This is a genomic window from Kitasatospora sp. NPDC023176 (assembly GCF_055560495.1).
Genome location: NZ_JBVHIP010000001.1, coordinates 752,118 through 778,279, shown reverse-complemented (window position 1 = coordinate 778,279; position 26,162 = coordinate 752,118). Strand labels below are relative to the sequence as shown.

Sequence of the window (26,162 nt, the reverse complement as noted above, 5' to 3'; positions counted from 1 at the left end):
GGCCGTCGGGGGCCGCCGGTGCCCCGGAGCCTCCCGGAGGCCGTCAGCCTGTCCGGGATCAGTCGGGGCGGGGCGGCTGCTCGGCGAGTGCCCTGACGTAGTCCGGTTCGGTGAGAGGGCCGAAGAGGACGGCTCGGGGGGTTTCCATCAGGTCGATCAGGTCCGTGGCCCGGGGGAGGAGGCGGTGGCACAGGTCGTTCAGGCGGTCGGGCAGCGAGCGGACCTGTTCGGGAGTGAGCAGCCCCTCGGTCACGAACCAGCCGCTGTGCGTCCGGACCTCTTCCAGGCAGCTGAGCAGGGAGAGGTCGTGCAGCAGGGAGCCGCGCCCCGCAGCCCCGGGCTCCCGCGCCTGCGCTTCCAGGGCCTCGGCCCGGAGAACCTCCGCGGTGGTGCGGGCGACGTGGGCCTCGGCGAGGAGGAGCGCCAGGTCGGTGTGGGCGTCCCAGGCCGCCGCAGCGGTCGTTCCGGCCTCCTCGCAGCTGGTCAGGCGGTGCGTCAGCTCGGTGTGCAGCAGGCGCTCACGGGCCCGGAACAGGGCGTGGAAGTCGTCGTCGTCGTCGGCCGGCGGGAGGCCCGTCGGCTCCTCCGGCGCCGGGTGGGCGACGGCGTCGACCATCGTCCGGGCGGCGTCCAACAGGATCAGCCGGTTGTCGCCGCCCGCCGAGTGGAACGCCATGGTGAGTGCCTGGTACTCGATCAGGCGGTTCTCGGAGAAGAAGCCGACCGCGCCGACCGCCGAGCGGCACTGGGTCACCGCCCGGTCGGCGAGCCGGTCGACGCCGGCCTTGGTCAGCGCCAGCGCGCGCATCACCGCGGGTGCCGGTCCACTGCCCGCACCGCCCCCCTCGGGGATGTGCCAGCTCGCCGCGGTCGCCCGGCGGGCCAGTACGGTGGCCGAGTGCGCGGCGGCGGCGGCGCCGAACAGCAGACGTTGCTGGTGGCGCAGCCCGAGCGCGGGGCGCTCGCCGGCCAGGCGGTCGGCGGTCACCCTGCGCAGCGCGTGCGGCAGGGCGATCGCGACGGCGGCCCGCGCCGCCGCGGCGAGGCCGGCGGTGACCGCGCCCCAGGCGAAGCGGCTCATCGCCAGGCTGCGGCGGGTCCGGTCCGCCGCTCCGCCGGCCGGATCGGAGAAGGCGCCGTCCTCGGTGAGCCGGGCGCCGTCGGCCAGCCAGCGGTGGCGGGGCACCCGGACGCGGTCGAAGCGGACGGTGGCGTAGTCCAGCGGCAGCAGCGCGGTGGGCGGACGGGGAGTGACGGTCACTCCGCTTGACGGTCCGTTCTCGTCCCTGAGCGTGACCAGGAAGAGGAAGACCCCTCGGTCGGTGCCGTCGACCCGCAGCCGGGCGCTCACCACCCCCGTCCGGGAGATGCCCTCCTCGCCCACGTTCGGCGGGTACTTGGCCGCTGCGGCGTCCGGGGTGTGCAGGACGAAGTCGCCGCTCGCGCGGTCGAGGACGGCTTCGGTCCGGATGTCGGAGCTGCTGTTCCCCCGGCCCAACTCGGTCATAAGGGCCGCGCCGATCGAGCGGCCCTGGGCCAGTTCGGCGATGTCGCCGCTCGTCGCGCCGTAGTCCAGCGCGGCGCCCAGGGTCATGCAGTGGTGCAGGAACATGAGGTGGAAGAGCCTGGGATCGGCGGCGGCGGTGACTTCGAGCAGCGCCCTGAGGCCGGGCTGGTCGGTGGTCAGCAGGGGTCCGCCGCCGCCGGTCCGGGCGGTGATGCGGCGCAGCGCCGGATAGGGCGCCGGGCCAGGCCGGCCGGCGCCGGCTCGCAGGACGGCTTCGGCCAGCGTGTCGTGGGCGTCGCTCACTGGGTGGGCTCCTTGGCGGGGGTGGGGCGGCGCGGCAGGCCGGGGCAGGCCCAGGAGTCGATCGCCCGGGCCACCGAGGCCGCGTCCTCGGTCAGCATGGTGAAGTGATCGCCTGGGACGTCCACTCGGGTGTGGGGGAGCGGCCAGTGGGCCGCCAGGGCACCGATCCCGTCCAGCGGGCGTTCGGCCCGGACCAGCAGCGTCGGTGGGGACGCGCCGGTGTCGGAGCCGTCCGGGCCGCCGTCCGTGAGACCGTCCAGCAGGCGCAGGTACGCGCCGGTCGCGGTGAGCCGGGTGGGGTTGACGGGTTCGGCCGCGAGCGAGCCGGGCCGCTGCCGCTCCTCCAGGAGGGCGAGGACGGCGGGGAGGGTGACCGTGCTGAACTCGTGCTCCGGCCAAGGGGTGTCGAGTAGGACGAGACCGGCCGCCGGCCGCCCGATCGACCCCAGGTGCTGTGCGAGGGCCTGTGCGACGAGCCCGCCCGAGGAGTGGCCGCAGAGCAGGACCGGCCGGTCGCCCGTGTAGCGCAGTGCGCTCTCGGCGTGCGCGGTGACGAGCGCGTGCGCACTGTCCGGCAGGCGCTCGCCCGCGGCGAACCCCGGCAGCGGGAGCACCGCCGTCTCCCAACCGGGCAGGCACCGCGCCAGCTGCGCGTACTCGTGCGGGCCGCCGGTCGGGAGTACCGACGGAAGGCAGAGCAGCACCGGTGCCGGTCTGCGTGAGCCGCCCGGCAGGCGGACGGCGGCCGGTGCGTTCTCGGTGCCCGCGGAGCCGTCGAAGGACGGCCGCAGCCGTGAGGCGGTCCGCAGCAGGTCGGCGGCGACCGTGCCCAGGCCGCTGCGGCAGGCGTGCCGGTACAGGGCGTCCAGGCCGTCGGGCAGGTCTGCGGTGGGTCCGGCGGACGCGGTCCGCTGCTGACGGCCCCGCAGGTGCGCGGCGAGCAGCGCGGGGGTCGGGTGGTCGAAGACGGCGGTGGCTGACAGGGCGATGCCCAGGGTGTGGCTGAGCCGGGTCCGCAGTTCGACGGCTGCCATCGATCCGGTGCCCAGCTCCTGGAAGGCCGCGTCGGCGGGCAGCCGGGTGCCTGCGGGGTGGCCGAGCACGGCGGCGGTGTGGGCCAGGACGAGGGCCAGCAGATCCTGGTCGTGCGATTGCCGACGGCCCGGCTCCGGCAGGGGCGGTGCTTCGGCGCCGGCCCGGCCGGGGCGCTGATCTGTCGTCAGCCAGTACTGCCGACGCTGGAAGGGATAGGTGGGGAGGTCGATGTGCTCGCCCCGCACCCCGGTGAACGCGGCGGTCCAGTCGACCGGTGCGCCACCGATCTGGGCGCGCGCCGCCGACAGCAGGAACTGGCGTGGACCGTCTGCCTCCTGGCGCAGTGTGCCGACCGTCGTGGCGGTGACTCCGGCGGCCTCCGCCGTCTCCTCGACAGCCTGGCTCAGCACGGGGTGCGGGCCGATCTCGATGAACCGGCGGTGGCCCTGCCGCAGCAGGGACTGGATCGTGTCGCGGAGCCGGACCGGCTGCCGCAGGTTGCGGTACCAGTAGTGGGCGTCGAGCCGGGAGCAGTCCAGGGGGCCGGGGCCCGGTTCGACCGTGGAGAAGAACGGTACGCGGCCCGGACGGGCGCCGACTCCTGCCAGGCTCGCGGTCAGGGCCTCCTCCAGGGGCTCGACCGCCGCGCTGTGCGACGCGTAGCCGACCGGCAGCATCCGGGCCCGCACGCCGTGTTCGGCGAGTTCGGCGACGAACTCCTCGACGGCCGTGACGTCTCCGGCGACCACCGCGGACCGCGGGGAGTTCTCCGCGGCCAGGGCCAGTCCGGTACGCCGGGCCAGCCGGTCGGCGAGTTCCCGCGCGGGCAGGCCCACCGCCGCCATCCTGCCGGGCGCCAGTTGCCGCACCGCCCGCGCGCGGACCGCCACGATCCGGGCCGCCTGCGCCAGCGGGAGCGCGCCGCAGACGTGGGCGGCGGCGATCTCGCCCTGGCTGTGCCCCACCACCGCGTCCGGGTGGACACCGAAGGAGCGCCAGAGGGCGGCCAGCGAGACCATCACGGCGAAGAGGGCCGGCTGGGCGACGTCGTCGCGTTCCAGCGGCGGCGCGCCGCTCTCGCCCCGCAGCACGCTCGCGAGCGAGAAGCCGAGGTGCGGCGCGAGCGCCCGCTCGCACTCCTGGACCGAACGGGCGAAGACCGGGAAGGCGTCCAGCAGGTCGGCGGCCATGCCCGGCCACTGCGCGCCCTGGCCGGGGAAGACGAAGACCGTCCCGCCACGCTGCCCCGTGCTCCGGCCCTGCACGACGTCGGCCGACCACCGGCCGGACGCGACGGCGGCCAGAGCGTCGCGCAGCTCGTCCCGGTGCCGCCCCACGACCACGGCCCGGTGCTCGAAGGTGGACCGGGACCGGGCCAGGGCGGCCCCGATCGCGGCCGGGCCGGGGGAGACGTCCGCCCCGGTGGCCGCCGCGAGCCGCTGCGCCGCGGCGCGCAACGCCTCGTCGCTGCGCGCGGACAGCAGCCAGGGAACGGCGGGATCCACCGGCTGGTCCGCCGCCGGCCCGGGCCCGGTGGGGTCCTGCTCCGGCTCTTGGAGCGACACCGGCGGCGGCTCGGTGAGGATGACGTGGGCATTGGTCCCGCTGATGCCGAAAGCCGAGACCCCGGCACGGCGTGGGCGGGCCGAGACCGGCCAGGGCCGCGCACGGTGCAGCAGTCGGACGGCCTCGTACGCCGCGTCGTCCTGCGGCTGCGGGAGGTCGGCCACCGGTGCGCCGCTGTCCACGTGGAGGGTGCGGGGCAGCAGGCCGTGCCGCAGGGCGAGCACCACCTTGATCACTCCGGCGACCCCGGCCGCCGCCTGGGTGTGACCGATGTTCGACTTCACCGACCCGAGCCGGAGCGGGTGTTCACGCGGCCGGCCCGGGCCGAAGACGGCCCGCAGCGCGCCCGCCTCGACGCGGTCCCCCAGCGGGGTCCCGGTGCCGTGCGCCTCCACGGCGTCGATCTGGTCGGCGGTGAGGTTGGCGTCGGCCAGGGCCAGCCGGATGACCTGCTGCTGGGCGGGCCCGCTGGGGGCGGTCAGTCCGTTGCTGGCGCCGTCCTGGTTGACCGCCGATCCGGAGACCACCGCGAGCACCGGGTGGCCGTGCGCGCGGGCGTCGGAGAGCCGCTCCAGCACCAGCACCGCGGCTCCCTCGCCCCAGCCCGCGCCGTCGGCGTCGGCGGCGAAGGCCCGGCAGCGTCCGTCCGGGGACAGTGCTCGCTGCCGGGCGAAGTCGACGAAGGACGCCGGGGTGGCCATCACCGTCGCCCCTCCGGCGAGGGCGAGGTCCACCTCGCCGCGGCGCAGGGCCTGGACCGCGAGGTGGAGGGCGACCAGGGAGGACGAGCAGGCGGTGTCCACGGTGAGGGCCGGTCCGGTCAGGCCCAGGAGGTAGGCGAGCCGCCCGGACGCCACGCTCTGGGCGTTGCCGGTGAGCAGGTGTCCGTCGTAGAGCTCGGGGGCTTCGTGCAGCCTCGGTGCGTAGTCGGAGGGCATCAGGCCCAGGTAGACCCCGGCGGGCTTGCCGCGCAGCCCGGCCGGGTCGGTCCCGGCCCGCTCCAGGGCCTCCCAGCCCGTCTCCAGCAGCAGGCGCTGCTGCGGGTCCATGCCCAGTGCCTCCCGCGGGGAGAGGGCGAAGAACGCGGCGTCGAAGGCCCCGGCTCCGCCGTCCCCGGTGAGAAAGCTTCCGCCGCGGGCGGTGGTGCGGCCGGCTCGGCCCGGCTCCGGGTCGTAGAGGCGGGCCAGGTCCCAGCCGCGGTCCTGGGGGAAGCCGCCGACCGTCTCCAGACCTGCGGCGAGCAACTGCCACAGGCCCTCCGGTGTGTCGATCCCCCCGGGGAAGCGGCAGCCGATGCCGGTGATGACGACCGGATCGTCACCGGACGCGGGGAGCCGGGGGCGGGTCCGGGGTCCGGGGTGGGGCGCTTCGGGGGCTGCCCGTCGGTTCGGCCCGGCGGCTATCCAACGGGCCAGTTCCCAGGGCGACGGGTGGTCGAAGGCGGCTGTGCTCGGTAGCCGCTGTCCGGTGAGGGCGGAGAGCCGCGCCGCGAGTCGTACGGCTCCGGCGGAGTCCAGGCCCAGCTCCCTGAAGGATGTCCGGGGGTCGGCGGTGCCCTCCGCCGGGCGCCCGGTGACCGCGGCGATCTCGGCCTCGACCTGGGAGAGCGCCGCCTCCAGCGCTGCCGTCGTGGGCGACGGCAGCGGTGCCGGGTCGGCGTCCGGTGGGTCGGCGTCCGGTGGGCCAGGGTCCGTCGGGCCCACCAGCAGCGGGGCGAGCCGCGCCCGGGCCACCTTGCCCGTCGGCGTCACCGGGATCCGGTCGACGATCAGCAATTCCAGCGGCCACTTGTAGGGGGCCACCCCGGTCTCGGCGAGCCTGGCGTGCACCTGCGCCAGTTCGAGCGTGTGCCCCTGCCGTAGCGCTGCCAGCAGCACGGGGTACTCGCCCAGCCTGTCGTCGGCGCGTGCGGCCACCGCGAGGGCCTGCGGCTGGGGCAGGCCGCTGAGCACCGTCTCGACCTCCGAGGCGGTGAACTTCAGCCCGCCGACGTTGATGAGTTCGGCATCGCGGCCCTGGTAGGAGAAGGTGCCGTCGGGGTTGCGCCGGGCCCGGTCGCCGGTGCGCAGCCAGCCGTCCGGGGTGAAGGCCGCCCGGGTGGCCTGCGGATCGTCGAGGTAGCCACGGAACGAGTACGGGCTGCGGTACTGGAGTTCGCCGGTCTCCCCGTCGGGGTACGGCGTGCCGTCGGGCCCGGCCACCCGTGCCTGAGCGCCGGGAACCGGCCGCCCGATGCTGTGGGCCGCCACCTCGACCGGGTCGTCCGGCCCGGTCGTGGTACCCGCGCCCAGCTCGGACATGCCCCACTGCACGACCGTCGTCGCGCCCAGCACCCCGCGGATGCGGGCGACCAACTCGGCGGGAACGGCGGCCCCACCGGTCCTGACCTCCCGCAGGGTGCCGCGCTGCTCCCCGGGGGACCGGAGCACGTCACGCAGCTGCGCGGGGACGGCGAACAGGACGCTCGCCGCGCTGTCGCGGGCCAGCCGCCCGAAGGCGGCCACGTCCCAGCGCCGCAGCAGGGCCTGCCTGCCGCCGGTGAACAGGCTGAGGTGGACGGAGAGCAGACCGAACAGGTGGGTGAACGGGCTGGCGCTGATCAGCACGTCGTCGTGGGAGGCGAGGCTCTGCCCGGCGACCGCCTCGGCGTTGGCGAGCAGGCCCGCGTGCGCGTGCAGGCAGAGCTTCGGGCGCTCGGAGGTGGTGCCCGAGGACGGCATCAGCACGAAGGGCAGATCCGGCGTCACCAGCACAGGCCTTGGCCGGGAACCGATATGGCGGTCCATCAGCTCATCGAGGCCGATGTGCCCGGCATGCGGCTCCCCTCCGACGAGCAGGACGCGATCGAGGGCCGGGAGCCGGGCCGGCGAGATCCGGTCGGTGGCGTCGCCCGGGGCCGGGTGCCCGGCCGGGCGGATGAGGACTCTGGCCCGTGCCCGGGTCAGCAGGGACTCGGCCTCGCGCTCCCCGAGCGCCAGGTGCAGCGGGAGCAGCACCGCGCCGAGTTCGGCCACGGCCAGGTGGGCGACCAGGAACTCCCAGCAGTTGGGCAGTTGGACCGCCACCACGTCCCCGGTGCCGATGCCCGACTCCTGCAGCGCGGCGGCCAACGCGTACGACTCGGCCCGCCAGTGGGACCAGGTGCGCGCACGGCCCGCGTCGAGCACCGCGACCGTGTCGGGGAGGCGGTCGACCACCGCGTCGAACAGGGCGGGGAGGGTGTGGCGGCGCGCGGGGTCCCCGAAGGCGGCGACGAGGTAGTCGTCGGTGGTCACGGTCATCTGCCCGCCCCCGGAACGCCGTTGGCCGGTCGGCGGCGGGCCCGGAGCAGGAAGCCGTCCAGGGGCGGCGGGCCGGGCGCCGTCAGCCGCAGGCCGGCCGCCTCCGGCAGTTCGGCCGGCGCGGCGGTGAAGAGCGGCGCAGCCGCGTGGATGAGCGTGCAGTGACGCGCCAAGTCGGCGCGCTTCCTTGGCCCGACGGTCGGCGGCAGCTCAGCGAGGATGTCTTCGAGCCGGGCCGAGCGGATGAGTCCGACGGTTTCCTCGAGTACCGCGAGGTCCGCCGGGTCGATCACGGGCCGGTCGGTGGTTCGGTGCGTCAAGCTGCTCCCTCGTCCCGGTCGCTGTGCCGGCCGCCGTGCGGGTGCTGCCGACGCCTGCCTCTGCCGGCCACGGCGAAGCTAGCACCGCGGCTCCCCGCCGTGTGGTGCGGGCGACGAAATCCGGGCAGCCGGAGCACCCTTCCGCCCGGGCCCGGGCCCGGGCACGTGTCGGCACCGGTGACGGCGAACGTCACGGCGCCCGCACCGACCGTGGAACCGGCCCCGCCGCCGCCCCGAAGTCCGTCGCTCAGCGGTGCAAGTCCCACAACGGCGACTCCGAGGCCACCACCGGTAGTGCCGAGTGCACAGCGCCGCGCCAACCGGGGTGCACCGTGCCCTACCCAAGGGTCATCCGGATCGCGACAGTGGAGCACCACGATCGACCGACAAGGACAATGAGATGCCGGAGTTGTCGACCGCACAGCGACGAGCGCGCGGAGCTGCCGTCCTGGGTGCAGGCGTCGTCGCCACGGTCATGATCCGACTCAGCGCCCGGAGGCGCGGCGAGTCGCATGGCCGTCACACAAGATCCAGAACCGCGAACGAGAACGTACGGGTCGCACGCGTCGCCGCGACCACGGCTGCGCCGAGCGTGGAGCAGCCGAAGAGTCGGTGGGTGGTCTTCCTGGGCTACGGACTCCTGGCAGTCGCGACCCAGGCGCTCTTCGTGAACTACGCACCCGTGACGCAGGACGCCGCGCGGCACTTCGGCGTTTCCGTCGGCGAGATCGGCTGGCTCTCCCAGGTCTTCCCGCTGATCTACGTCCTGCTGGCCGTCCCCGCCGGCATCGCGCTCGACCGGTTTCTGCGTCCAGCCCTCGTGATCGGCGCGGTGCTCACCGCGTCAGGGGCGTTTCTGAGACTGGTTGCGGACGATTTCACCTGGGCGTTCGTCGGCCAGGTCGTCGCCGCGGTGGGACAGCCCTTCATCCTGAACGCCGTACCGGGTCTTGCCGCGGGCTACCTGGCGGAACGGCACCGTGCCACCGGGATCGCCGTCGCGTCCTCCGCCACGTTCGCCGGCATGGTCCTGAGCTACCTGCTCGGCGCGTTCCTGCCTGGTGAGAGCCAGATCCGTACCCTGACCCTCATCACAGCCCTGATCGCCATGGACGCGGGGCTGTGTCTCATCGCGGCACTTCGCTTCCCGCCGCATGCGAACCGCGAGTCCGCGGCCGCGACCGGCGGCCTCCGTGCCTTTCGCGCGGCGTTCGGCAATCGATACGTACGACGTCTGTGTGCGGTCGTCGCCATCCCCATGGGCACGTTCATCGCACTCGCGACGTTCGTGCAACCGCTGTTGGCGCCGGCAGGCGTCCCTGAGTCCACCGCCGGCCTCATCCTCGCGCTGACCATGATCGCCGGGGTGATCGGCTGTGCTGTCGTGCCGGTCTGGGCAGATCGGCGCGGCCGCGAGATCGATGTCATGGGTGTCGCGATCGCTTTCACCGCTGTGGCCTGCCTGCATCTCGCCCTGATCCCCAGCACACTCACGGCCTTTCTCACCCTCACCGGGACGGGCTTCGTGCTGCTCCCCGCTCTTCCCATCGTGCTGTCCCTGAGCGAGCGACACGCGCCCGAAGCCGAGAGCACGGCGGCTGGACTCATCTGGATGGCGGGCAATCTCGGAGGGGTACTGCTGGCGACGGCAGTCGGACTGTTCGTCACCCGCCCCGCGATGGCCTTCACGGCCCTGCTGACCGCCACCCTGCTCGCTCTCCCGGCCCTGCACTGGTTCAGGAAGCTGGAGCACCAAGTCGGCCCCGGTGCCGTGAGTTCAGCTTGAACCGGTCGCGATGTCGGGCGCGATGTCCAGCACGAGGAGCGCGGCCGCCACGTGGGTCGGGTTGTCCTCCACCTTGACCGCCGAGAGCTCGTTCGCGCGCGAGACCCTCCGCTCGACGGTGTTCCGGTGCGCGTAGAGGTTGGCGGCCGCCCGGGTGGTGTTGAAGCCGCACTGCACGTAGGTGAGGAGTGCCTGCCGTAGTGCCGGGTCGGCTTCGACCAGCGGACCGAGGGTGTTGAGGACGAACCGGCGGGCGCCGGCCCGATCCTTGGTGAGCGCGTCGATCAGCTCGACGTCGGCGTAGGCGAGGAACTGCCGATCGGACCCAAGCCGGATGACCAGTGCCTGCGCCGCGAGAGCGTCCTGGTGACTGGACCGGAACCCTTCGAGACCATGCCCAGGCCTTCCCACCGCCCCACGAACCTCGTCAGCCGTCGCCATGACCTTCTCCACTGGGTGAAGGTCCGGGATGCCTGCTCCCGAGAGCCAGATCCAACGCGACGTGGCGCTGGCACGCGCCACCAGGGCGCTTCGACCCGAAGCGACGGAACGCACGGCCGAGACCGCCTCGTCCAGAGCGTCGACCTGCCGGGGGTCGTCGATCCACAGCACGAGACCGGTGTGCCAGCGCGCCATCCGGTAGTGCAGGCGTCCTTCGGCGAGATCCTCCGCCATCGGCGCCCCGCCGGCGATCAGCTGGATCAGGGCGATCGCGTCGGCGTCCGCATTGCCCATCGCCGCGGCGAGGCCGGCTTCGCGCAGGGCCAGGACCGAGTCGAGGGCGTACTGCACCAGCGACTTCGCCGACACGTCCAGGACGCCGACCAGGAGGTCACGGTCGGCGCAGTGCGCCGCGCACTCCTCCAGCCACCGCCGCCATCCGATCCCCAGGGCCACGCGCCAGGCACCGGCGAAGTCGGGCGCGATGCCACGGGAGACGAGGTCATTGATGTACGCCGTGGTCCTCGGGCCCACGTAGGGCTCCACCCGCCGTCCCGGCTGCTGGATGTTCGCCGTCAGCCATTGGAGGAGATCGGAGCGGTTGAGCTCGCGATCCTCCTCGACCAGGGAGGCGTCCGCGAGGAGGGCGGGATCGTTCTGGGCCACGAGAGAAGGCCTTGCGACGGCGTCGAGCAAGGTGTCCGTTTCCGTCAACAGGCGCTGGCACAACGACCTGATCGCGTCGGCGACCTCAAGGGAGGGCGGGGGCCACAGCTCGTCCATATCCGAAGTCTGCTCCTGGCCTCGAGGAGCCGGTGCTCCCGACATGCGCGGCGTCACCGGCAGGGGAGGCGCGAGCCGGCGGCACGGCCCGCAGCGAAGGCGCCCGTCGTCAACCCGCCGACGGCAGCGAGAGGGGCCATCCCGAACGGCGCCACCGCGGCGACGACCGCGCGGACGGTCTGCGGCCCACCGAGCCCGCGGTGCCGCAGGTCGGCCGCGCCTGCCGCACGCGCCGGGGCTTCGCAGCGCCCTGTCGTGGAGAGACCGGCCACGTGACCACCTTTCAGCCGGCCGGCCGGGCGGTGCCGGCTCGCCGGGGTCGGACGACGAGTAACTGGGTCGGTGCGGCCACCTGAGCCGGACCGGCGCGTCCTCCGCCGCCGTGGGGCGGCGAGATCCGCGTTCTGCCCCTCCGACGCCACAGGCACTCCTCCGGGCTCCGGACCCGTGGTGACCGCGGTGGGTGATGAGTACCGGTAATCGCCGCAAAGCTCTATCACGCCCGTGATGTCACGACAAGGGCCTGCGACAAGGCCTGCGGCGAGGCGGGCCGCTTCGGAGACGTCCCCGGGCGCCCGGCTTCTCGAAGCGCCGGGGGCACGTCGGCCGGCGGGGTGTTCGGCTGTCGACGGCGGCTCGGGGCGGCGCCGCCGGGCCGGCTGGTGCATCGTGCACCGGGCCCGGTGCGAAGCAGGTGCGCGCTGTCGTTCTCACCGGTGGCCGTGGCTGGCGACAGTGAGGTCACCACCCCGGGAACAGCGAGGAAACGCCATGACAACTGAGGTGCGTGACGCCGTCGAGGAGTTCGACGTGGTCATCATCGGAGCGGGCATCTCCGGTATCGGTGCGGCCAGCTATTTCAGCCGGGAACTGCCCGGCAAGTCCCTGCTCGTGCTCGAGGGCCGCGACACCATCGGCGGCACCTGGGACCTCTTCCGCTATCCGGGCATCCGCTCGGACTCGGACCTCCACACCTTCGGCTACGCGTTCAAGCCGTGGCGCCACGAAGCCGCGATCGCCGACGCACCGCTGATCCGGGACTACCTCCGGGAGACGGTCGAGGAGAACCACCTGGAGCAGCTCATCAGGCTGCCACTTCTCCGCCCACCGCGCCCTGCACGACGTCATGGCGGCACCGGGCCCGCGGCCGACTCAGAAAGCGATCGCACCGTCATGAACATCGACACCATCGAGTACAGCACCTTCACCGGCTGGATCGACCCGCCCACGGACGTCCTCCCGAGCCTCGACGGCGACCTCACGTGCGACGTCGCCGTCATCGGCGGCGGCATGGGCGGCATGGCGACGGCCCTGCGGCTCGCCGAGCGCGGTCGGGAGGTGGTGCTGCTGGAAGCCGAGTTCTGCGGCTACGGCGCCAGCTCCCGCAACGGGGGCCAGGTCGCCTCCGTCCCGGGCGGCGACCTGCGACTGCTGAGCCTCTTCTACCCCAGGAAGGTGCCCGGCCTGGTGCAGCTGGCCGAGAACTCGGCGCGCTTCACGGAGGACCTCATCAGGACCCACCACATCGACTGCGACTACGAGCCCAACGGCCTCGCCTTCGCCGCGGTGGGACGAGGACAGATGCTGCGGACGCGGACCATCGCCGCGATCCTCCGGCGCGCCGGAGGGCGGGGAACGGTCGGTACCAGCGAGGAACTCGGCATCCCCCGCACCTTCGTGGGCGGTATGCGGGAAGCCGTGGGCGGAGCACTGAATCCCGGCAAGCTGAGCCGCGGGGTGCGTGGCGCCGTGCTCGCGTCATCGGCGCAGGTGTTCGAACGGACCAGGGTCACCGACGTCAGGCGGGACCGCGGCAAGGTGGTGATCTCGACGCCTCGCGGCAGCGTGCGAGCGAACACGGTCGTGCTCGCGACGAACGCGTACTCGGGCGAGTGGGCCATCACCCCCGAGCGCCTCTCGGTGCCGATGTGGCTCATCGAGATGGAGACGGAGCCGATCGCCCCGGAACGCATCGCCGCGCTGGGCTGGAGCAGTCGATCAGGGGTGATCACCCAGCACCAGATCATGGAGCACTACCGCCTCACCCCGCGCAACACCATCGTGTTCGGCGTCCGCCGCGTCGAACGGGGTGAGCGGTACCCGCTCCCGGCAAAGGCCCCGGACCGGGCCATGGTCGAAGAGCTCGCCGGCGCGTTCGCCAGTCGCTTCCCCGGCCTCGCGGACGTCGCCGTGGCACGCGCGTGGGGAGGCTGGATCGCGATGACCTCGTCCTTCCTGTCGATCGCAGGCCGGATCGAGGACGACGTCTACTACTCGATCGCGTGCAACGGACACGGACTGGCCCAGGCGCCGTACGTCGGGTCACTCATCGCCGACCTGATCGTGGACGGATCGCGACACGAGGACCTGGACGGCATCTGGGCGAAGGAACCGAAATTCCCACCCTTCGTGATGCTGGGTCCGTTCGGCCTGCGCACGGCGTGGGCTGTCGACCGCTTCACCGACATGGTCAACGGCAGCCGGCGCCGCGCCCGGCGCGCCGCCGCCCGTGCGCACTGATCAGCCGTCGCGAGCCGGTCGAGCCGCGTGAACCGCTCCCTCTCCCGCGGCGCGGAACCCTCCGGGACCACCTCCGTCCCCGTGTGATCCCCACCTGCCCCGGGCCAGGCCGTGTGTCCCGTTCCCCGCGGCCTGGCCCGGCCCACCGTCCCGGAAGACACCATGCCGAACCTCTCGGTCCTGCGCGAGGACTCCGCCCGCACGGACCCGAACCGGTACGCCGTGGTTCCCGGGCCCGACACGGCGGACGCACCGGCCGGCCGTCGGACCGGTACGCGATCCGGTGCCGGTCCGTCCTGAGCGGGTGGTGGGTGCCGCCGGCTGTCCCGCCGTGCTGGGAAGGTTGTTGATCACGTCGACGGGTGACGGGCCGCTCGGCGGGGCGCCGGTGATGCCGCGCGGCTGCGGCCGGGTTCCTGGGCTGCCCCGCCGTGAGGCCGGCCGGGGTGGGCCAGTTGGTGGCGCAGGGCATCGAGTCGGGCCAGGTGCGTGTCCAGGGCGGCGGTGGTCTCGCTGCCCAGGGTGCGGACCCGGGTTTCGAGGTCTGCCAGTTTCCGGAGGATGGGCTGCCACCGGTCGGGGCCGGTGGTGTGGGGGTCAGGCGCGTCGTTGGTCGCTGTCATCGCGGAGTCGGTCGGTCTGGCGGGTGAGGTCGTCGAGTCGGTCGGCGAGATCGGGGTGGGCGGTGGCGAGGTGGGGCCGGATCTCGGCCAGGGGGGCTATCAGGTCGGCGGGGTCGGCGGCGCCGAGGGCGGTGGTGAGTGCGGTCAGCGCGGGCCCGGCGGCCGGGACGTGGCCGGAGGCGGCGGTGATCTGGGCGGCCAGGACACGCAGGGCGGCGCCGTGGTCGCGGGCCCAGGCGCTGACGGCGCGGTCGGCGGCCCGGCGGTCGCGTACGGCCTTGACGCGCTCGGCTCCGGTCTCCCCGGGTGCGGTGGTGCCGGCGGGGCGCAGGCGCAGGTAGCGGTTCTCGGCGGCCTGACGGCTGGCGACGCCCATGGGGCGGGCGAGATCGGTCCAGGTGGCGCCGCCGGCGCGGGCGGCCTCGACCAGCGGGGCCTCCCAGCCTGCGAGCTGGGTGCGCAGCTCGCGCAGCAGGACCAGGGCGGCCAGTGCCTGTTCGGCACCGTCCTCCACGGTGTCCTGGGTGGCGGCGTGGGGTGCGCGGGCGGTGCGGACGGCGTCGTCGATGGAGGCGAGTGCCGCGGCGGCGGCAAGGAAGGAGACCGGCCCGGGGCCGGGTTCGGGCTTCGGGGGCTTCGTAGTCATGACGTCATTCTACCGATGACACACTCCGCTTGTCGTTGAATGGACGACGTGCTACAACGGTGACAGGTGAAGCGCACTGGCACCCATCGATCAGTGGAGGTGTTTCGCAATGCTGATGCGCACTGACCCGTTCCGCGAGCTGGACCGGCTGACCCAGCAGTTCCTGAACACGACCGGCACCTGGTCGCGTCCGACCCCGATGCCGCTGGACGCCTACCGCGCCGGTGACGAGTACGTGATCTGCTTCGACCTGCCCGGGGTGGACCCGCAGGCGATCGACATCGACGTCGAACGGAACATGCTGACCGTCAAGGCCGAGCGCCGCCCCCGCCGCGAGGGCGAGGGCGAGGGCGTGAAGTGGGAGCTCTCCGAGCGCCCGCTCGGCGTGTTCTCCCGGCAGGTCATGCTCTCCGACACCCTCGACCCGGAAGGGATCACCGCCGACTACGACGCCGGCGTGCTGACCTTGAAGATCCCGGTCGCCGAGAAGGCCAAGCCCCGCAAGATCGCGATCAGCCACAGCGGCGACCGCAAGCAGATCCGGGCCTGACCGGCCACGCCCAGACCGTCCCGTGCCGCCCCTGATCCCCCCGAGGGGCGGCGCGGGACACTCCCACCCCTTCCGCTCTCCCGCCCGCCGCGGCGGGCGGGAGGGACTGCGAGCCCTGCGATGACCACCCTGCTGAGCCCGTTCACGGTCCGGGCGCGCGGTGAGATCGACCTCGACACCGCCCCGCGCCTCCGCCGCGAACTGGAACGCGCGCTCGACGAACACCTCGTGGTGGCGCTCGACCTGTCGCAGGTCACCTTCATGGACTGCGTGGGCCTCGGCGCCCTCATCCAGGCTCGCGACCAGGCCGACCACAGCGGACGCCGTCTCGTCCTGTACGGCATCAGCCGCCCCGTGGCCCGCCTCCTCAAGCTCACCGGCCTCACCCGTCGCCTGACCCCCGTCCCCGGTCCGGCCGCCGGGAGGGCCCCGTCCACCCCTCACCCGGGAGGAAGGTGAACAACGGTGACGATCCGCTGGGAAGCATTCCTTGACACCGTCCGCGAACGCGGCGAGTACAGCACGCCCGAGGAAGCGGAGGGTGCGGCCCGCGTCGTGCTCGCCCTGCTCGGCGCCCACCTCATCGGGCAGGTCCGCGTCGACCTCGCCGCCCACCTGCCCGAACACCTCGCCCTGATCCTGCTCAGCCCGCTCCAGGCCGCCGCACCGCTCAGCCCCGAACGGTTCGTGCGCGCCACCGCCGCCTGGATCGAGGGCGCCACCGAGGCCACCGCCCTGTGGGACATCGGTGCCGTCCTGTCCACCGTCGCCGACGCCGCCGGCGACGACCTCATGGAGCAGATCCTGCTCCAGCTCCCGCCCGGCTACGACACCCTCTTCGGCCGCCCCGCTGCCTCCGGCCGACACCCCTGACCGCCGCACCTGCGCGGCAGCCCACCAGGAAGGCCACCCGCCATGACCCGCCACCGCCGCCTGATCCAGCGACTGCGCACCCTCGGCCGCTACCCCAGCGACGAGCAGGCCGAACACGTCCTCGACACCGTCCTGGGCATACTCGGCTCCCAGCTGGCCGGCGACGAACGCTGCGCCCTCGCCGCCGCACTGCCCGAACACGCTCGCGCCACCCTCGTCACCCCCATCCCCCTCGGGCGCCCCGCCACGGCCCCCGCCTTCGTCGAAGCCGTCGCGCGCAACCTCAACACCACCCTCGCCACCGCCCGCTGGGACGCCTCCTGCGTCCTCACCGCCCTCGCCGACCTCGTCGGCGACGACCTCACCGCCCGACTCCTCGACTACCTGCCGCGCGGCTATGCCCTCCTGTTCGGCCGCGCCGACCTCGCCCCTGCCGCCGCCTGACCCCGCACCGGGTGGGCGGTCGCCCGCACCGAGGGAGGAATGAAAGCCCCCATACCGGGCAAAGAGTGACGAACGAGCGGTGCCACCGCACCGCCGACGGACCACTGGAGGAACCGATGGGTGACCTGTCGAACAAGGCGCAGGAACTGACCGGCAAGGCGAAGGAGAAGACCGGCGACCTGACCGGAGACCAGGAACTCAAGGGCGAGGGCCAGGCCGACCAGGCGGAGTCCAAGGTCAGGCAGGCCGCCGACGACGTCAAGGACGCCGTGCACGGCGCCGCCGACCGGGTGAAGGGCGCCCTCAAGCGCAACGACTGACGTTCGCGCCGAAGGAGGACAACGGCATGGCACTGTTCCTGTTCATCCTGCTGATCGCGGTGGTGTTCGGCTTCGTCGGCGCCCTGGTGAAGGGCCTGCTGTGGCTGCTCGTCATCGGCGCCGTGCTGTTCATCGCCGCCCTGGTGTTCGGCGGTGTGCGCCTGAGCCGCGGGAGAGGCGCGCGCAGGTAGGAGCGGCGCAGCGCCGCCGGCCCCGATCCGGTGGGGCGGGACAGCCTCCCCGGCTTCCCGCCCCACCGGCGTCCTCGGACGGCCGGCCACCCCGTCACGGGACCGGTACGGGGAAAGAGGGGTCAGCGGTTGCGTGACCGACAGCACCCGGACGCCCCGGACCCGGCTGCTCCTGCCGCGGCGCATCGGGCGGCTCCGGTCCGAGGCCCACTGGCGGCCCCGCTGGCACCACCTCATCCGGCGCAACCTCGCAGGAGCATGCCAGCGGGCCGCGCAACGCTGGGACCTGGAGGTTCCCGGCCCGGCCGAGGCCGGCCGGCTCCGGCCGACGGCAGCACAGCGGGGACGCGGCCCTCGTTCCGGAAGGCGGAAGGCGGCGGGTAATGTGACCGCGGTCGGCCGCGTCGGGTCTTCCCCGCGCGAGGAGAAGCGGGATGTCCCGCTCGGTTGGAGAACTGCGATGTCACGTCGTTTCGACTGCTCGGTGGCGGCCGAGCGTGCCATGGGCCTGGGCGAGGCCGTCTCGGCGGTACGCCGGGGCGAGATCGTGGTGCTGCCCACCGACACCGTCTACGGCCTCGGTGCCGATGCCTTCGGCCCCGAGGCCGTCGCGCGGTTGCTCGATGCCAAGGGGCGGGGCCGGAACATGCCCTCGCCGGTGCTGGTCGGCTCGCCGGACGATCTGGACGCCCTGGTCGACGACCTGCCGCAGCGGGCGCGGGAGCTCATGCAGGCGTTCTGGCCGGGCGGACTCACGCTGGTCGCCCGCCACAAGCCCTCGCTCCGGTGGGACCTGGGGGAGACGCACGGCACCGTGGCGGTCCGGATGCCGGCGCACCCGGTCGCCCTCGATCTGCTCATGGCCACCGGGCCGCTGGCCGTCTCCAGCGCCAACCTGACCGGCAAGCCGTCGCCGCAGGACTGCGACGCCGCCCAGGGCATGCTCGGCGAGGCGGTGGCCGTCTACCTCGACGCGGGCCCGACCCCGGCGGCCGTGCCGTCCTCGATCGTGGACATCACCGGCACGGCCCCCGTCCTCCTGCGCGCGGGCGCGATCAGCGCCGAACGGCTGCGTGAGGTCGTCCCGGACCTGGCGGAACGCTGAGCAACCCGGTCACGCCGCCGCGCCGGCGGGCAGCCCGCGGCCGCGGGCGCTGACCAGACGGGCGCTGACCAGACGGGCGGTGCCGTCGGCGAGCCGGTAGGACGGGCCGACGACGGCGACCCGGGCCGTCGGCAGCGCCAACGGGCGGGTGCGCCGTCCCAGCACCGGGGCACTCTCTCCCTGGGGCCCGGCCGACGGGGCGGTTTCTGGACCGGGACGGCGCGGCCCGCCGGGTTCAGCCGGCGGTGGCCCAGTGAGCGGCTCGTGCGTGCAGGGGTGAGACGACGGCGGCGTAGCAGTTTCCGGGCAGGTCGGTGACCCAGTCGAAGGTGTCGAGGAAGATGCCGTGCTTCGCCGCGGCGTTGAGCATGTCGGCCAGGAGTGCGGTCGCGGCGGCCTTCTGTTCCTCGGTGCCGGGGGCGGTGCGGCGTTGGGCCGCTTCGTCGACGCGGTCGGCCAGGTCGCGGCGCCTGAGGACGGCGCGGTAGCAGGTGCTGGGCAGGTCGGTGACCCAGTCGAAGGTGTCGAGGGTGATGCCGTGTTTCGCCGCGGCGTGCAGGATGTCGCCGAGCAGCGCGGTGGCTGCGGCCTGGTCGTGCTCGGTGCCGTGGTCCGGGTGGCGTTCGGCGGCGGCGTGGACGCGGTCGGCGAGGTCGCGGCGCCTGGCCACGGCCCGGTGGCAGGTGCCGGGCAGGTCGGTGACCCAGTCGAAGACGTCGAGGGTGATGCCGTGCTGGGCGGCGGCGTTGAGCAGGTCGGCGAGCAGTGCGGTGGCTGCGGCCTTGTCCTGCTCGGTGCCGGGGTCCGGGCGGCGCTGGGCGGCTTCGTTGATGCGGTCGGTCAGGGTGCGGTTCTTGCGGTCGGTGTACTCGTACACGCTGGTGTCCTTGCTCGGGTCGGGGGCCGTCGGCGGTGGCCGGGTTCCGTTTCCAGGCACCGGAGCGGGAGACGCGGGGGCGTGGCCGCTGGGCCGGGGCGCGGCCCGCCCAGCGACCCGGCCTCGTGCGGCGAAGCGCGCGGGGAGCGGTGGTCGAGCGGTACGGGGTGCGGCCGGCGGTGCCGGAGGGGCACGTGGCGGGCCGCACCCCGGCGGGGAGCTACAGGCCGAGGGTGAGGCGGTCGGTCAGCAGCCGGGTGAAGCGGGCCGGGTCGGGCAGGTCGCCGCCTTCGGCGAGCAGGGCGCTGCCGTGGACGAGTTCGGCGGTGTCGGTGAGCGCCGGGTCGTCGGCGTTCGTCTCGTGCGCCCGGCGCAGGGCGGTGATCAGCGGGTGGGTGGGGTTGAGTTCGAGGATGCGCTTGACCGGGGGCAGTTCCTGGCCCATCGCCCGGTACATCTTCTCCAGGGTGGGGGTCAGGTCGTGGGCGTCGCCGACCAGGCAGGCCGCGGAGGTGGTGAGGCGGGTGGAGAGGCGGACCTGCTTGACGTGGTCGGACAGGTTGTTCTGGAGCCAGGCGATCAGCGCGGCGAAGTCCTGTTCGCGCTGGGCCTTCTCGGCCTTCGCCTCGTCGTCGCCGTCGCCGTCGGCCTCGTCCAGGTCGACCTGGCCCTTGGCGATGGACTGGAAGCGGTGGCCGTCGAAGGCGGGCACCTGGTCGGTCCAGACCTCGTCGACGGGGTCGGTGAGGATCAGGACCTCGTAGCCCTTGGCGGTGAAGGCCTCCATGTGCGGGGAGTTCTCCACCATCGCCCGGGTCTCGCCGGTCAGGTAGTAGATGGTGTCCTGGCCGTCCTTCATCCGCGCGACGTACTCGCGCAGCGTGGTCGGCTTCTCCGGGTCGTGGGTGGAGGCGGAGCTGACCAGTTCCAGCAGTGCGTCGGTGTTGTCGCGGTCCTCGAGCAGGCCCTCCTTGAGGACCCGGCCGAACTGCTCCCACAGCTCGGCGTAGGTTTCCGCCCGGTTGCTCTGCACGCCCTTGAGCGCGCCGAGGACCTTCTTGACGAGGCGCCGGCGCACCGCGGTGATCTGGCGGTCGTGCTGCAGGATCTCGCGGGAGACGTTCAGCGACAGGTCGTGGGCGTCCACGACTCCCTTGACGAACCGCAGGTAGTTCGGCATCAGGGCGTCGCAGTCGTCCATGATGAACACGCGCTTGACGTACAGCTGCACACCCCGCTTGGAGTCGCGGGAGAACAGGTCGAACGGCGCGTGGGCAGGGACGAACAGCAGCGCCTCGTACTCGAAGGTGCCCTCGGCACGCATGTGGATGGTCTCGGCCGGGGCCTGCCAGTCGTGGCTGATCTGCTGGTAGAACTCGTGGTACTCGGCTTCGCTCACCTCGCTGCGGGGGCGGGCCCACAGCGCCTTCATCGAGTTCAGGGTCTCCAGCTCGCGCGGCGCGGTGTCCTCGGCGGCGGATTCGCTGTCCTCCCCGACGCCGGCCTCGGTGTCTCCGGTGGTGCCGGCGGCCTCGGTGGCCATCCGGATGGGCCAGCGGATGAAGTCGGAGTACTGCTTGACGATCTGGCGGATCTTCCACGCGGCCAGGTAGTCGCCCAGCCCGTCCTCGCTGTCCGCGGGCTTGAGGTGCAGCGTCACCGAGGTGCCCACCGGCAGGCCTTCGGCCTCCGCGATGGTGTAGGTGCCCTCGCCGTCGGACTCCCACGCCGTCCCCTGCTCGGTGCCCGCCCGCCGGGTGCGCAGGGTGACCTTGTCGGCGACCATGAACGCGGAGTAGAACCCGACGCCGAACTGCCCGATCAGGCTCTGCGCCGCCTCCGCGTCCTTGGCTTCCTTGATCTTGGCCAGCAGGCCGGCGGTGCCGGACTTGGCGATGGTGCCGATCAGGTCGACGACGTCCTCGCGGGTCATGCCGATGCCGTTGTCCCGCACCGTCAGGGTCCGGGCCTGCGCGTCGACTTCCAGCACGATGTGGAGGTCGGAGGTGTCGGCGTCGAGGCCGGTGTCGGTGAGGGATTCCAGGCGGAGCTTGTCGAGGGCGTCGGAGGCGTTGGAGATCAGCTCGCGCAGGAAGATGTCCTTGTTCGAGTAGATCGAGTGGATCACCAGCTGCAGCAGCTGGCGGGTCTCCGCCTGGAACTCCAGCGTCTGGGTCGGGCTGGGCACGGGAGGCATCTCCTTCGAGGTGGTGGAAAGGGTTCCGGCCGGGTCGAGCCGATCGGGGTCGGGCGGCGTGCTGCACGGCCCGGTGGTGGTCAGATGTGGCTGAGGGGCTGGTAGGGCTGCTCGGGGCGGGCGTGGCCGGGGCGGGCGGTGCCGAAGCAGGACAGGAGGAGTCTCAAGGCGTCGCGGTCCGAGAGGGACGGGCCGGGGCCGCGCGCCGGAGCGGTCGGCGGCAGAACGGTCGGCGGTGGGTGGGCCACAGCCGGGCAGGGGCCGTCGCCGGGGCCGTCACGGTCCGGCTGGGGGTGTGCGGAGGTGCCGGGAACTGTCGGCGCGCAGCTGGTCGGTCCGGGAGGTGACCTGATCGACGCGGTCGGCGAGCTTCGGGTGGTCCGTCCCCAGGAGGGGGCGTGTCTCGGCGAGCGGGGCGAGCAGGCGGGCGGGGTCGTGGTGGCCGAGCGCGTCGAGGAGGCGTCCTATGGCGGGGGCCGCTTGGGGGCTCAGGTCGCCCAGCGCACCGATCTGACCGGCGAGGCTGCGCAGGTCGGCGGCGTTGTCGCGGGCCCAGGTGGTCACCGCTCGGTCGCCGGCGCGCTGAGCCCGCGCGGCCTGGACACGCTGCTCGCCGGTGCTGCCCGCCCCGGTGCCGGCATCGGCGTTGGGACGAAGGCGCAGGTAGCGGCGCTCGGCGGCCTGGCGGCTCTGGACGCCCAGCGGTTCGGCGAGATCGGCCCAGGTGGCTCCCGCGTCGCGGGCGGTCTCGATCAGGCCGGTCTCCCAGCCCGCGAGTTCCTGGCGCAGGTGGCGCAGCATCAGCAGCGCGGCCAGGGCCTGCCCGGGGTCGTCCTGACCGGAGTGGTCCGGTGGGGCGTGGCGGGCGGTACGGGCGGCGGCCTCCATCGTGCCCAGCGCGGCGGCGGCGGCCAGGAAGGAGGCCGGACCCACCTCGGCCGCGCCGGTGTCCTGCACATCCACGTCGTCACTCTTTCGCTGACTGTGCCTTTGTCGTCGAATGGATGACAGGCTACAACAGCTGATGGCGCTTCGCACCAGTGCGAACCCCCCGGAGACGTTCCGGACCGGAGGCGACCGACGGCGTGCGCACCGCGCTTGCCCGTCAGGATCCCGAGGCCCTGGTCGAGGCCCGGATCCCGGTGGACGCCTGGCGCGAGGGGCCGGTACCGCGGCGACCAAGGTGGTGAGTCTGCGCGCGAAAGCCGGCGGTCGTCGACCGCCAGGCACAGGTGCACCGACGAGTTCGTCCGGGCCCGGCGCCGCGGACCGATGAGCGCGGCCGCGGAGATCCAGCGGTCCCTCCTGCCGCCGCTGGCGATGCACGGCCCGCGGCACCTGGCCGTGATCGACGCGACGGGCCACGGTCCGGCCGCGGCCACCAAGGCGACCGTCGCCGTCGGTGCCTACGGCACCTGCACGGCCCCACCGCCCTGCCCGTCGGCTTCGGCGGCGACGGGCCCCGGCTCGGCGAGCCGGCCCTCCGGGCGGGCGACCGGGTGCCGCGCTTCACCGACGGCCTGATCGAGGAACACGCACCCGGCGGGGAGCGGTCCGGCCAGGGCGCAGCACATCGCCCGGGACAACCGCATCGAGCACGCCGAGGAAGGAGCGCGGGCGGTGGCGCGCTCGCGCTCCCGCACCCTGATGCGGCAAGGGGGCGGGATCACCGGCGACGACGCGACCCGCGTCCTGATCGAACGGCGCGGCAACGACGCCGACCAACCGTGGCACTCCGGACCGTTCCGACAACCACACCCCGGCGGTGCGGCCCTCGACGGTGAGAACGATCACGGCGACCGTGCCGCAGCGCTGGCGCACCCGTCCCGGGCGGGGCGTCACTGGTCGGAGTAGCTGAGGTCCCCCACTGTCCAGCTGCTCACGTCGGCGATGGCGATCCGGTACATGCCCCCCGTGTGGGGCAGGCCGTAGCTGCCCTGCAGGATGCGGGCGACGTGCAGATGCAGGTGCGTCGGCCGCGCGGCAGGCGGCGCCACGCCGTCGCCGTCGCCGGTGGCGGGCGCCGTGAACAGCGCGGCGAAGGGCTTCAAGTGCTCGGAGGCGCCGAGGACTTCGGCCACCCGTTCGTTCCAAAGGCTTTCCGGCGCCAGGCGGCCGGTGATGACCGCCCCCGGGACGACCACGGTCAAAGGCATCTGGTTACTGCGCTCGGACTCCACCATCGCGGCGATGTCGACGAGCAGCCCATCAGGGTTCGACATGGAACCGAGGATAGTGCCCGCCGCAAGCCGCCCGCACGGACGCCCCGACCCCGTGACGGCGCCGGACGCGACGCGTCACGGCAATTTCCACTAGCTGTGATCGCGGCATGGAAAAATATGGGGTGGCTGGAATAGATACCGGGCGCGGTTCGGCCGTCGCCCGCCGGATCGCCGAGGGGTGGTCGTGGTCCTCAACGTGTCGGCCGTGGTGTTCTTCGGCGCGGTCCTCGCCGTTCTGGTGCGTCGGCGCCAGGCGAGCGGGTTCACGGCCTGCGTCGCCGTGGTCTTCGGCTTCCTGCTCGCCTCCAGTACGGCCGCGCCCGCCGTCCACGACATCCTGGCCGCCGCGCTCACCACGCTCGCACCCACCCGCTGAACGACACCGCCGCAGTGGCACCCTCGCAGGTCCAGGCCACCGGCCCGGCCGGTAGTCTCCCGCCCCGACCAGGGCGCCGCAGAGCGCAGACACGGCACACGCACCGCCCCTCGCCGGGGTGCGAAGGAGAGTGGAGATGCAGCAGTCCGCCCCGATCACCGACACCTTCGTGCTCGCCGGAATCGTGGAGGCGGTCCGCGACGGCGACGAAAGAGTCCTGCGCCGGCTCCTCGCACGCCTGGCCGAGCAGGCGACCGTCGCCGACCTCTACGCCCTGCGCGACGCCCTCGCCGCCTGCTCCGGCGCCGGCGATCCCACCAGCGCCGGCCGACCTGGGACACCGCGATAAAGCCCCGTGCCGGGACATGGAAATCTGTGCTGGCGAGAGTAGACATTGCCCAGCGGTCTGTGTAACGTTCCTCGTGTTGGAAGAGCAGGACCGCAGGACAGGCAGACACGAACTGCCTGGGCAGTACCGCAGTACCGCAGTACCAGCAGGGATGCAGGAGGCGTGCAGGTCGTCAGTACGCGGGGCCCCGGTGACAGCAGAAGGGGCTCTTGGCGGAAGGCGGGTGACCTGTCAGGCGTCGCGGGCCCGGGTGTGCTTGGGGTCCGGGGCGGTGGCGGTCGCGCACGCGCAGGATCGCAGTACCGGCAGTTCGCAGTATCGCAGTACGCACGATGCACACCAGAGGAGAAGGGAAGGGTTCACCCCGTCGGATCGCCCGCCACGGCACGCAGTAGCAGCTGGGCGGTCACCGCAGTAGCCATCGTCATGGAACGTCATGGAAGAGGTGGTCCTCGGTCACGCATACGCGATCCCCGCATCCTGCCCCTCCCCCGGGCAGTGCGGACACCGCAGGTCGGCGCATCAGCCGACAGCAGTAGTGCAGTAGATGGTGCAGTGAATCCACATATCCCTGGGCCCCGGCGCACAACAGTGCCGGGGCCCTCGACCCGTTTCCCGAGAAAGAAGGTGCTGGTGGAACAGGCCACCCTCGCCACCGACCACAACACGGCGGACCACATGAGCGCAGAGACCAAGTTCGACGACGACGACTACCCCGCCTACACCATGGGCCGGGCCGCAGAGATCCTGGGCACCACGCCGGGCTTCCTGCGTAGCCTCGACGAGGCCAAACTCATCACCCCCCAGCGATCAGCCGGCGGTCACCGCCGCTACTCCCGCTACCAACTGCGCATCGCCGCCCGCGTTCGCGAGCTGATCGACCAGGGCACCGCCCTCGACGCCGCGTGCCGCATCATCATCCTCGAAGACCAACTCGAAGAGGCTCTGCGCATCAACGCCGAACTCCGCCGCGACCGCACCTGAGGAGAGCCGGACTGCCGGCCCGCGACCTCTACGACGCGCGCCGCAGTCCCCCCTCCGGCCGTAGCCGCCCTTCTGGCGCCGGCGGCCATGCGGCGGGGAATGCCAGAGCGGTGCTCGGCCGGGTCGGAGGTCCGCCCGGACGGCACGCGCTGAACGACGAGACCTCCGCCCCGGGCGGCGCGCCCTGCCGGCGCGCCGCACGAGACGGCCGACCGGGACGGGTGGCGCCCGGGCTCAGAGCTTGAACAGCGCGGTGTACGGCTGAGTGATGCGCTCCTGCCGTGACCCGAAGTCGACGAGCACGGCGAAATCGCCTTCGACGCCGATGGTGCGGCCGAGGCCGTACGTGTCATGGGTGACCCGGTCGCCGACGGCGAAGTGCTTGCGCGGGGCCTCCACCCGGGCCTTGAAGGGGCTGGTGGGCAGGTGGCGGGGGACTGCTGCGTATTTAGTCATCAGCTCCAGTATGCGCCGGAAAGCGCGAGGCCGGGCTTTCTCGGCGCCATCGATTTCCGGGGGATCTTGAGTGACGCGTGCGCTCGTCCGGTTCGTCCCCTCGGCGGCGCCGGCAGGCGCGATCCGTCCCCCTGGCGGCTGCCACCGGGAGGGCGGACGCACCGCAGCTGCGGTCATCGGACCACGGGCCGGCCGGGCGGAGTGATCCACTCGGTCAACAGGCTTGCTGTCCAGGCGCGTTGACCGACCCGTCGGCTCTGGTCCGGCAGCTCCAGGGGTGGGCCCCGCAGAACTGGGGTGGAAATATCCCACCGCCGCGGGCTGCGGCCTGCTACTGTGGTCCTAGTTGCAGTAGTGGTTCCCATGAACTTTGTGTGCGCCTGCTGATGTATCGCAGGCGCATTTTT

General features: G+C 73.2%; 24 protein-coding genes. 12 read left to right on the top strand and 12 right to left on the bottom strand.

What is annotated here, in order from left to right; translation table 11 throughout:
* Nucleotides 1–58 precede the first annotated feature (58 nt).
* From ACZ3YL_RS03640 to ACZ3YL_RS03630, 3 genes are read right to left on the bottom strand one after another with little or no spacing between them, the layout of a single operon-like run.
* On the bottom strand, nucleotides 59–1,810 hold the full coding sequence (locus tag ACZ3YL_RS03640; RefSeq protein ID WP_465655113.1) for an acyl-CoA dehydrogenase: 1,752 nt from the start codon (nucleotides 1,808–1,810) through the stop codon (nucleotides 59–61).
* On the bottom strand, nucleotides 1,807–7,692 hold the full coding sequence (locus tag ACZ3YL_RS03635) for a type I polyketide synthase (RefSeq protein WP_465655111.1): 5,886 nt from the start codon (nucleotides 7,690–7,692) through the stop codon (nucleotides 1,807–1,809). Before ACZ3YL_RS03635 ends, ACZ3YL_RS03640 begins: the two co-directional genes overlap by 4 nt.
* Complete coding sequence (locus tag ACZ3YL_RS03630; protein WP_188305943.1) at nucleotides 7,689–8,012, bottom strand: hypothetical protein; 324 nt, start codon at nucleotides 8,010–8,012, stop codon at nucleotides 7,689–7,691. Before ACZ3YL_RS03630 ends, ACZ3YL_RS03635 begins: the two co-directional genes overlap by 4 nt.
* 616 nt (nucleotides 8,013–8,628) lie before the next feature.
* On the opposite strand from ACZ3YL_RS03630, the gene ACZ3YL_RS03625 reads away from it, so the two are divergent.
* Nucleotides 8,629–9,798 carry an MFS transporter gene (locus ACZ3YL_RS03625; RefSeq protein WP_465655109.1) on the top strand — a complete coding sequence of 390 codons (1,170 nt, stop codon included), beginning with the start codon at nucleotides 8,629–8,631 and terminating at the stop codon, nucleotides 9,796–9,798.
* On the opposite strand, the gene ACZ3YL_RS03620 is transcribed toward ACZ3YL_RS03625, so the two are convergent.
* Nucleotides 9,790–11,022 (bottom strand): PucR family transcriptional regulator, encoded by a 1,233-nt coding sequence (locus tag ACZ3YL_RS03620; RefSeq protein ID WP_465655107.1) that lies wholly within the window; start codon nucleotides 11,020–11,022, stop codon nucleotides 9,790–9,792. The two genes, ACZ3YL_RS03625 and ACZ3YL_RS03620, sit on opposite strands and share 9 nt — an antisense overlap.
* Before the next feature lie 771 nt (nucleotides 11,023–11,793).
* Between ACZ3YL_RS03620 and ACZ3YL_RS03615 the strand changes: the two genes are divergently transcribed.
* A complete protein-coding gene (locus ACZ3YL_RS03615; RefSeq protein ID WP_465655105.1) occupies nucleotides 11,794–13,542 on the top strand; it encodes an NAD(P)/FAD-dependent oxidoreductase in 1,749 nt (582 codons plus the stop codon).
* A 597-nt stretch (nucleotides 13,543–14,139) separates the two neighbouring features.
* Here ACZ3YL_RS03615 and ACZ3YL_RS03610 read toward each other — a convergent pair.
* Nucleotides 14,140–14,811: a hypothetical protein gene (locus ACZ3YL_RS03610; protein WP_465655103.1), complete on the bottom strand. Its 672-nt coding sequence runs from the start codon at nucleotides 14,809–14,811 to the stop codon at nucleotides 14,140–14,142.
* Between the two features lie 109 nt (nucleotides 14,812–14,920).
* Between ACZ3YL_RS03610 and ACZ3YL_RS03605 the strand changes: the two genes are divergently transcribed.
* The 7 genes from ACZ3YL_RS03605 (at nucleotide 14,921) to ACZ3YL_RS03575 (ending at nucleotide 18,294) form a co-directional block, all read left to right on the top strand.
* Complete coding sequence (locus tag ACZ3YL_RS03605; RefSeq protein WP_188305952.1) at nucleotides 14,921–15,361, top strand: Hsp20/alpha crystallin family protein; 441 nt, start codon at nucleotides 14,921–14,923, stop codon at nucleotides 15,359–15,361.
* A gap of 120 nt (nucleotides 15,362–15,481) precedes the next feature.
* Nucleotides 15,482–15,820, top strand: coding sequence for an STAS domain-containing protein (locus ACZ3YL_RS03600; RefSeq protein ID WP_465655101.1), 339 nt, complete (start codon nucleotides 15,482–15,484; stop codon nucleotides 15,818–15,820).
* A 6-nt stretch (nucleotides 15,821–15,826) separates the two neighbouring features.
* Nucleotides 15,827–16,234: a DUF2267 domain-containing protein gene (locus ACZ3YL_RS03595; protein ID WP_188305954.1), complete on the top strand. Its 408-nt coding sequence runs from the start codon at nucleotides 15,827–15,829 to the stop codon at nucleotides 16,232–16,234.
* Between the two features lie 42 nt (nucleotides 16,235–16,276).
* Nucleotides 16,277–16,678: a DUF2267 domain-containing protein gene (locus ACZ3YL_RS03590; protein ID WP_188305955.1), complete on the top strand. Its 402-nt coding sequence runs from the start codon at nucleotides 16,277–16,279 to the stop codon at nucleotides 16,676–16,678.
* A gap of 116 nt (nucleotides 16,679–16,794) precedes the next feature.
* On the top strand, nucleotides 16,795–16,998 hold the full coding sequence (locus tag ACZ3YL_RS03585; protein ID WP_188305956.1) for a CsbD family protein: 204 nt from the start codon (nucleotides 16,795–16,797) through the stop codon (nucleotides 16,996–16,998).
* Between the two features lie 26 nt (nucleotides 16,999–17,024).
* Entirely contained in the window at nucleotides 17,025–17,189 is a 165-nt protein-coding gene (locus ACZ3YL_RS03580) for a hypothetical protein (protein WP_188305957.1), read from the top strand.
* Nucleotides 17,190–17,649: 460 nt separating this feature from the next.
* Nucleotides 17,650–18,294: an L-threonylcarbamoyladenylate synthase gene (locus tag ACZ3YL_RS03575; RefSeq protein ID WP_465655097.1), complete on the top strand. Its 645-nt coding sequence runs from the start codon at nucleotides 17,650–17,652 to the stop codon at nucleotides 18,292–18,294.
* Nucleotides 18,295–18,303: 9 nt separating this feature from the next.
* Here ACZ3YL_RS03575 and ACZ3YL_RS03570 read toward each other — a convergent pair whose 3' ends face one another.
* From ACZ3YL_RS03570 to ACZ3YL_RS03545, 6 genes are all read right to left on the bottom strand, one after another.
* A complete protein-coding gene (locus ACZ3YL_RS03570; protein ID WP_465655095.1) occupies nucleotides 18,304–18,459 on the bottom strand; it encodes a hypothetical protein in 156 nt (51 codons plus the stop codon).
* A 70-nt stretch (nucleotides 18,460–18,529) separates the two neighbouring features.
* Nucleotides 18,530–19,171 (bottom strand): hypothetical protein, encoded by a 642-nt coding sequence (locus tag ACZ3YL_RS03565; RefSeq protein WP_188305960.1) that lies wholly within the window; start codon nucleotides 19,169–19,171, stop codon nucleotides 18,530–18,532.
* 220 nt (nucleotides 19,172–19,391) lie between these two features.
* Nucleotides 19,392–21,368, bottom strand: a complete 1,977-nt coding sequence (gene htpG, locus ACZ3YL_RS03560; protein WP_465655093.1) for a molecular chaperone HtpG — start codon at nucleotides 21,366–21,368, stop codon at nucleotides 19,392–19,394.
* Nucleotides 21,369–21,644: 276 nt separating this feature from the next.
* Entirely contained in the window at nucleotides 21,645–22,331 is a 687-nt protein-coding gene (locus ACZ3YL_RS03555; RefSeq protein WP_317621164.1) for a type III effector protein, read from the bottom strand.
* Nucleotides 22,332–22,774: 443 nt separating this feature from the next.
* Complete coding sequence (locus ACZ3YL_RS03550; protein ID WP_465655091.1) at nucleotides 22,775–23,038, bottom strand: hypothetical protein; 264 nt, start codon at nucleotides 23,036–23,038, stop codon at nucleotides 22,775–22,777.
* A 168-nt stretch (nucleotides 23,039–23,206) separates the two neighbouring features.
* Nucleotides 23,207–23,590: a hypothetical protein gene (locus ACZ3YL_RS03545; protein WP_188305963.1), complete on the bottom strand. Its 384-nt coding sequence runs from the start codon at nucleotides 23,588–23,590 to the stop codon at nucleotides 23,207–23,209.
* Between the two features lie 184 nt (nucleotides 23,591–23,774).
* Here ACZ3YL_RS03545 and ACZ3YL_RS03540 point away from each other — a divergent pair, with 184 nt between their 5' ends.
* The 3 genes from ACZ3YL_RS03540 (at nucleotide 23,775) to ACZ3YL_RS03530 (ending at nucleotide 25,299) form a co-directional block, all read left to right on the top strand.
* Entirely contained in the window at nucleotides 23,775–23,966 is a 192-nt protein-coding gene (locus tag ACZ3YL_RS03540) for a hypothetical protein (RefSeq protein ID WP_188305964.1), read from the top strand.
* Between the two features lie 136 nt (nucleotides 23,967–24,102).
* The gene (locus tag ACZ3YL_RS03535) at nucleotides 24,103–24,315 is read left to right on the top strand and encodes a hypothetical protein (RefSeq protein WP_188305965.1); all 213 of its coding nucleotides are present in this window, start codon (nucleotides 24,103–24,105) and stop codon (nucleotides 24,313–24,315) included.
* A gap of 678 nt (nucleotides 24,316–24,993) precedes the next feature.
* Nucleotides 24,994–25,299, top strand: coding sequence for a MerR family transcriptional regulator (locus ACZ3YL_RS03530; RefSeq protein ID WP_188305983.1), 306 nt, complete (start codon nucleotides 24,994–24,996; stop codon nucleotides 25,297–25,299).
* A 234-nt stretch (nucleotides 25,300–25,533) separates the two neighbouring features.
* On the opposite strand, the gene ACZ3YL_RS03525 is transcribed toward ACZ3YL_RS03530, so the two are convergent.
* The gene (locus ACZ3YL_RS03525; protein ID WP_188305966.1) at nucleotides 25,534–25,755 is read right to left on the bottom strand and encodes a hypothetical protein; all 222 of its coding nucleotides are present in this window, start codon (nucleotides 25,753–25,755) and stop codon (nucleotides 25,534–25,536) included.
* Between the last annotated feature and the right edge of the window lie 407 nt (nucleotides 25,756–26,162).

Bases quoted from the DNA above. Each gene is read 5' to 3' on its own strand.
- ACZ3YL_RS03635 (WP_465655111.1), bottom strand. From the start codon at position 7,692: ATGACCGTGACCACCGACGACTACCTCGTCGCCGCCTTCGGGGACCCC.
- ACZ3YL_RS03620 (WP_465655107.1), bottom strand. From the start codon at position 11,022: ATGGACGAGCTGTGGCCCCCGCCCTCCCTTGAGGTCGCCGACGCGATC.
- ACZ3YL_RS03615 (WP_465655105.1), top strand. From the start codon at position 11,794: ATGACAACTGAGGTGCGTGACGCCGTCGAGGAGTTCGACGTGGTCATC.
- ACZ3YL_RS03610 (WP_465655103.1), bottom strand. From the start codon at position 14,811: ATGACTACGAAGCCCCCGAAGCCCGAACCCGGCCCCGGGCCGGTCTCC.
- ACZ3YL_RS03605 (WP_188305952.1), top strand. From the start codon at position 14,921: ATGCTGATGCGCACTGACCCGTTCCGCGAGCTGGACCGGCTGACCCAG.
- ACZ3YL_RS03600 (WP_465655101.1), top strand. From the start codon at position 15,482: ATGACCACCCTGCTGAGCCCGTTCACGGTCCGGGCGCGCGGTGAGATC.
- ACZ3YL_RS03590 (WP_188305955.1), top strand. From the start codon at position 16,277: ATGACCCGCCACCGCCGCCTGATCCAGCGACTGCGCACCCTCGGCCGC.
- ACZ3YL_RS03585 (WP_188305956.1), top strand. From the start codon at position 16,795: ATGGGTGACCTGTCGAACAAGGCGCAGGAACTGACCGGCAAGGCGAAG.
- ACZ3YL_RS03580 (WP_188305957.1), top strand. From the start codon at position 17,025: ATGGCACTGTTCCTGTTCATCCTGCTGATCGCGGTGGTGTTCGGCTTC.
- ACZ3YL_RS03575 (WP_465655097.1), top strand. From the start codon at position 17,650: ATGTCACGTCGTTTCGACTGCTCGGTGGCGGCCGAGCGTGCCATGGGC.
- htpG (WP_465655093.1), bottom strand. From the start codon at position 21,368: ATGCCTCCCGTGCCCAGCCCGACCCAGACGCTGGAGTTCCAGGCGGAG.
- ACZ3YL_RS03545 (WP_188305963.1), bottom strand. From the start codon at position 23,590: ATGTCGAACCCTGATGGGCTGCTCGTCGACATCGCCGCGATGGTGGAG.
- ACZ3YL_RS03535 (WP_188305965.1), top strand. From the start codon at position 24,103: ATGCAGCAGTCCGCCCCGATCACCGACACCTTCGTGCTCGCCGGAATC.
- ACZ3YL_RS03530 (WP_188305983.1), top strand. From the start codon at position 24,994: ATGAGCGCAGAGACCAAGTTCGACGACGACGACTACCCCGCCTACACC.
- ACZ3YL_RS03525 (WP_188305966.1), bottom strand. From the start codon at position 25,755: ATGACTAAATACGCAGCAGTCCCCCGCCACCTGCCCACCAGCCCCTTC.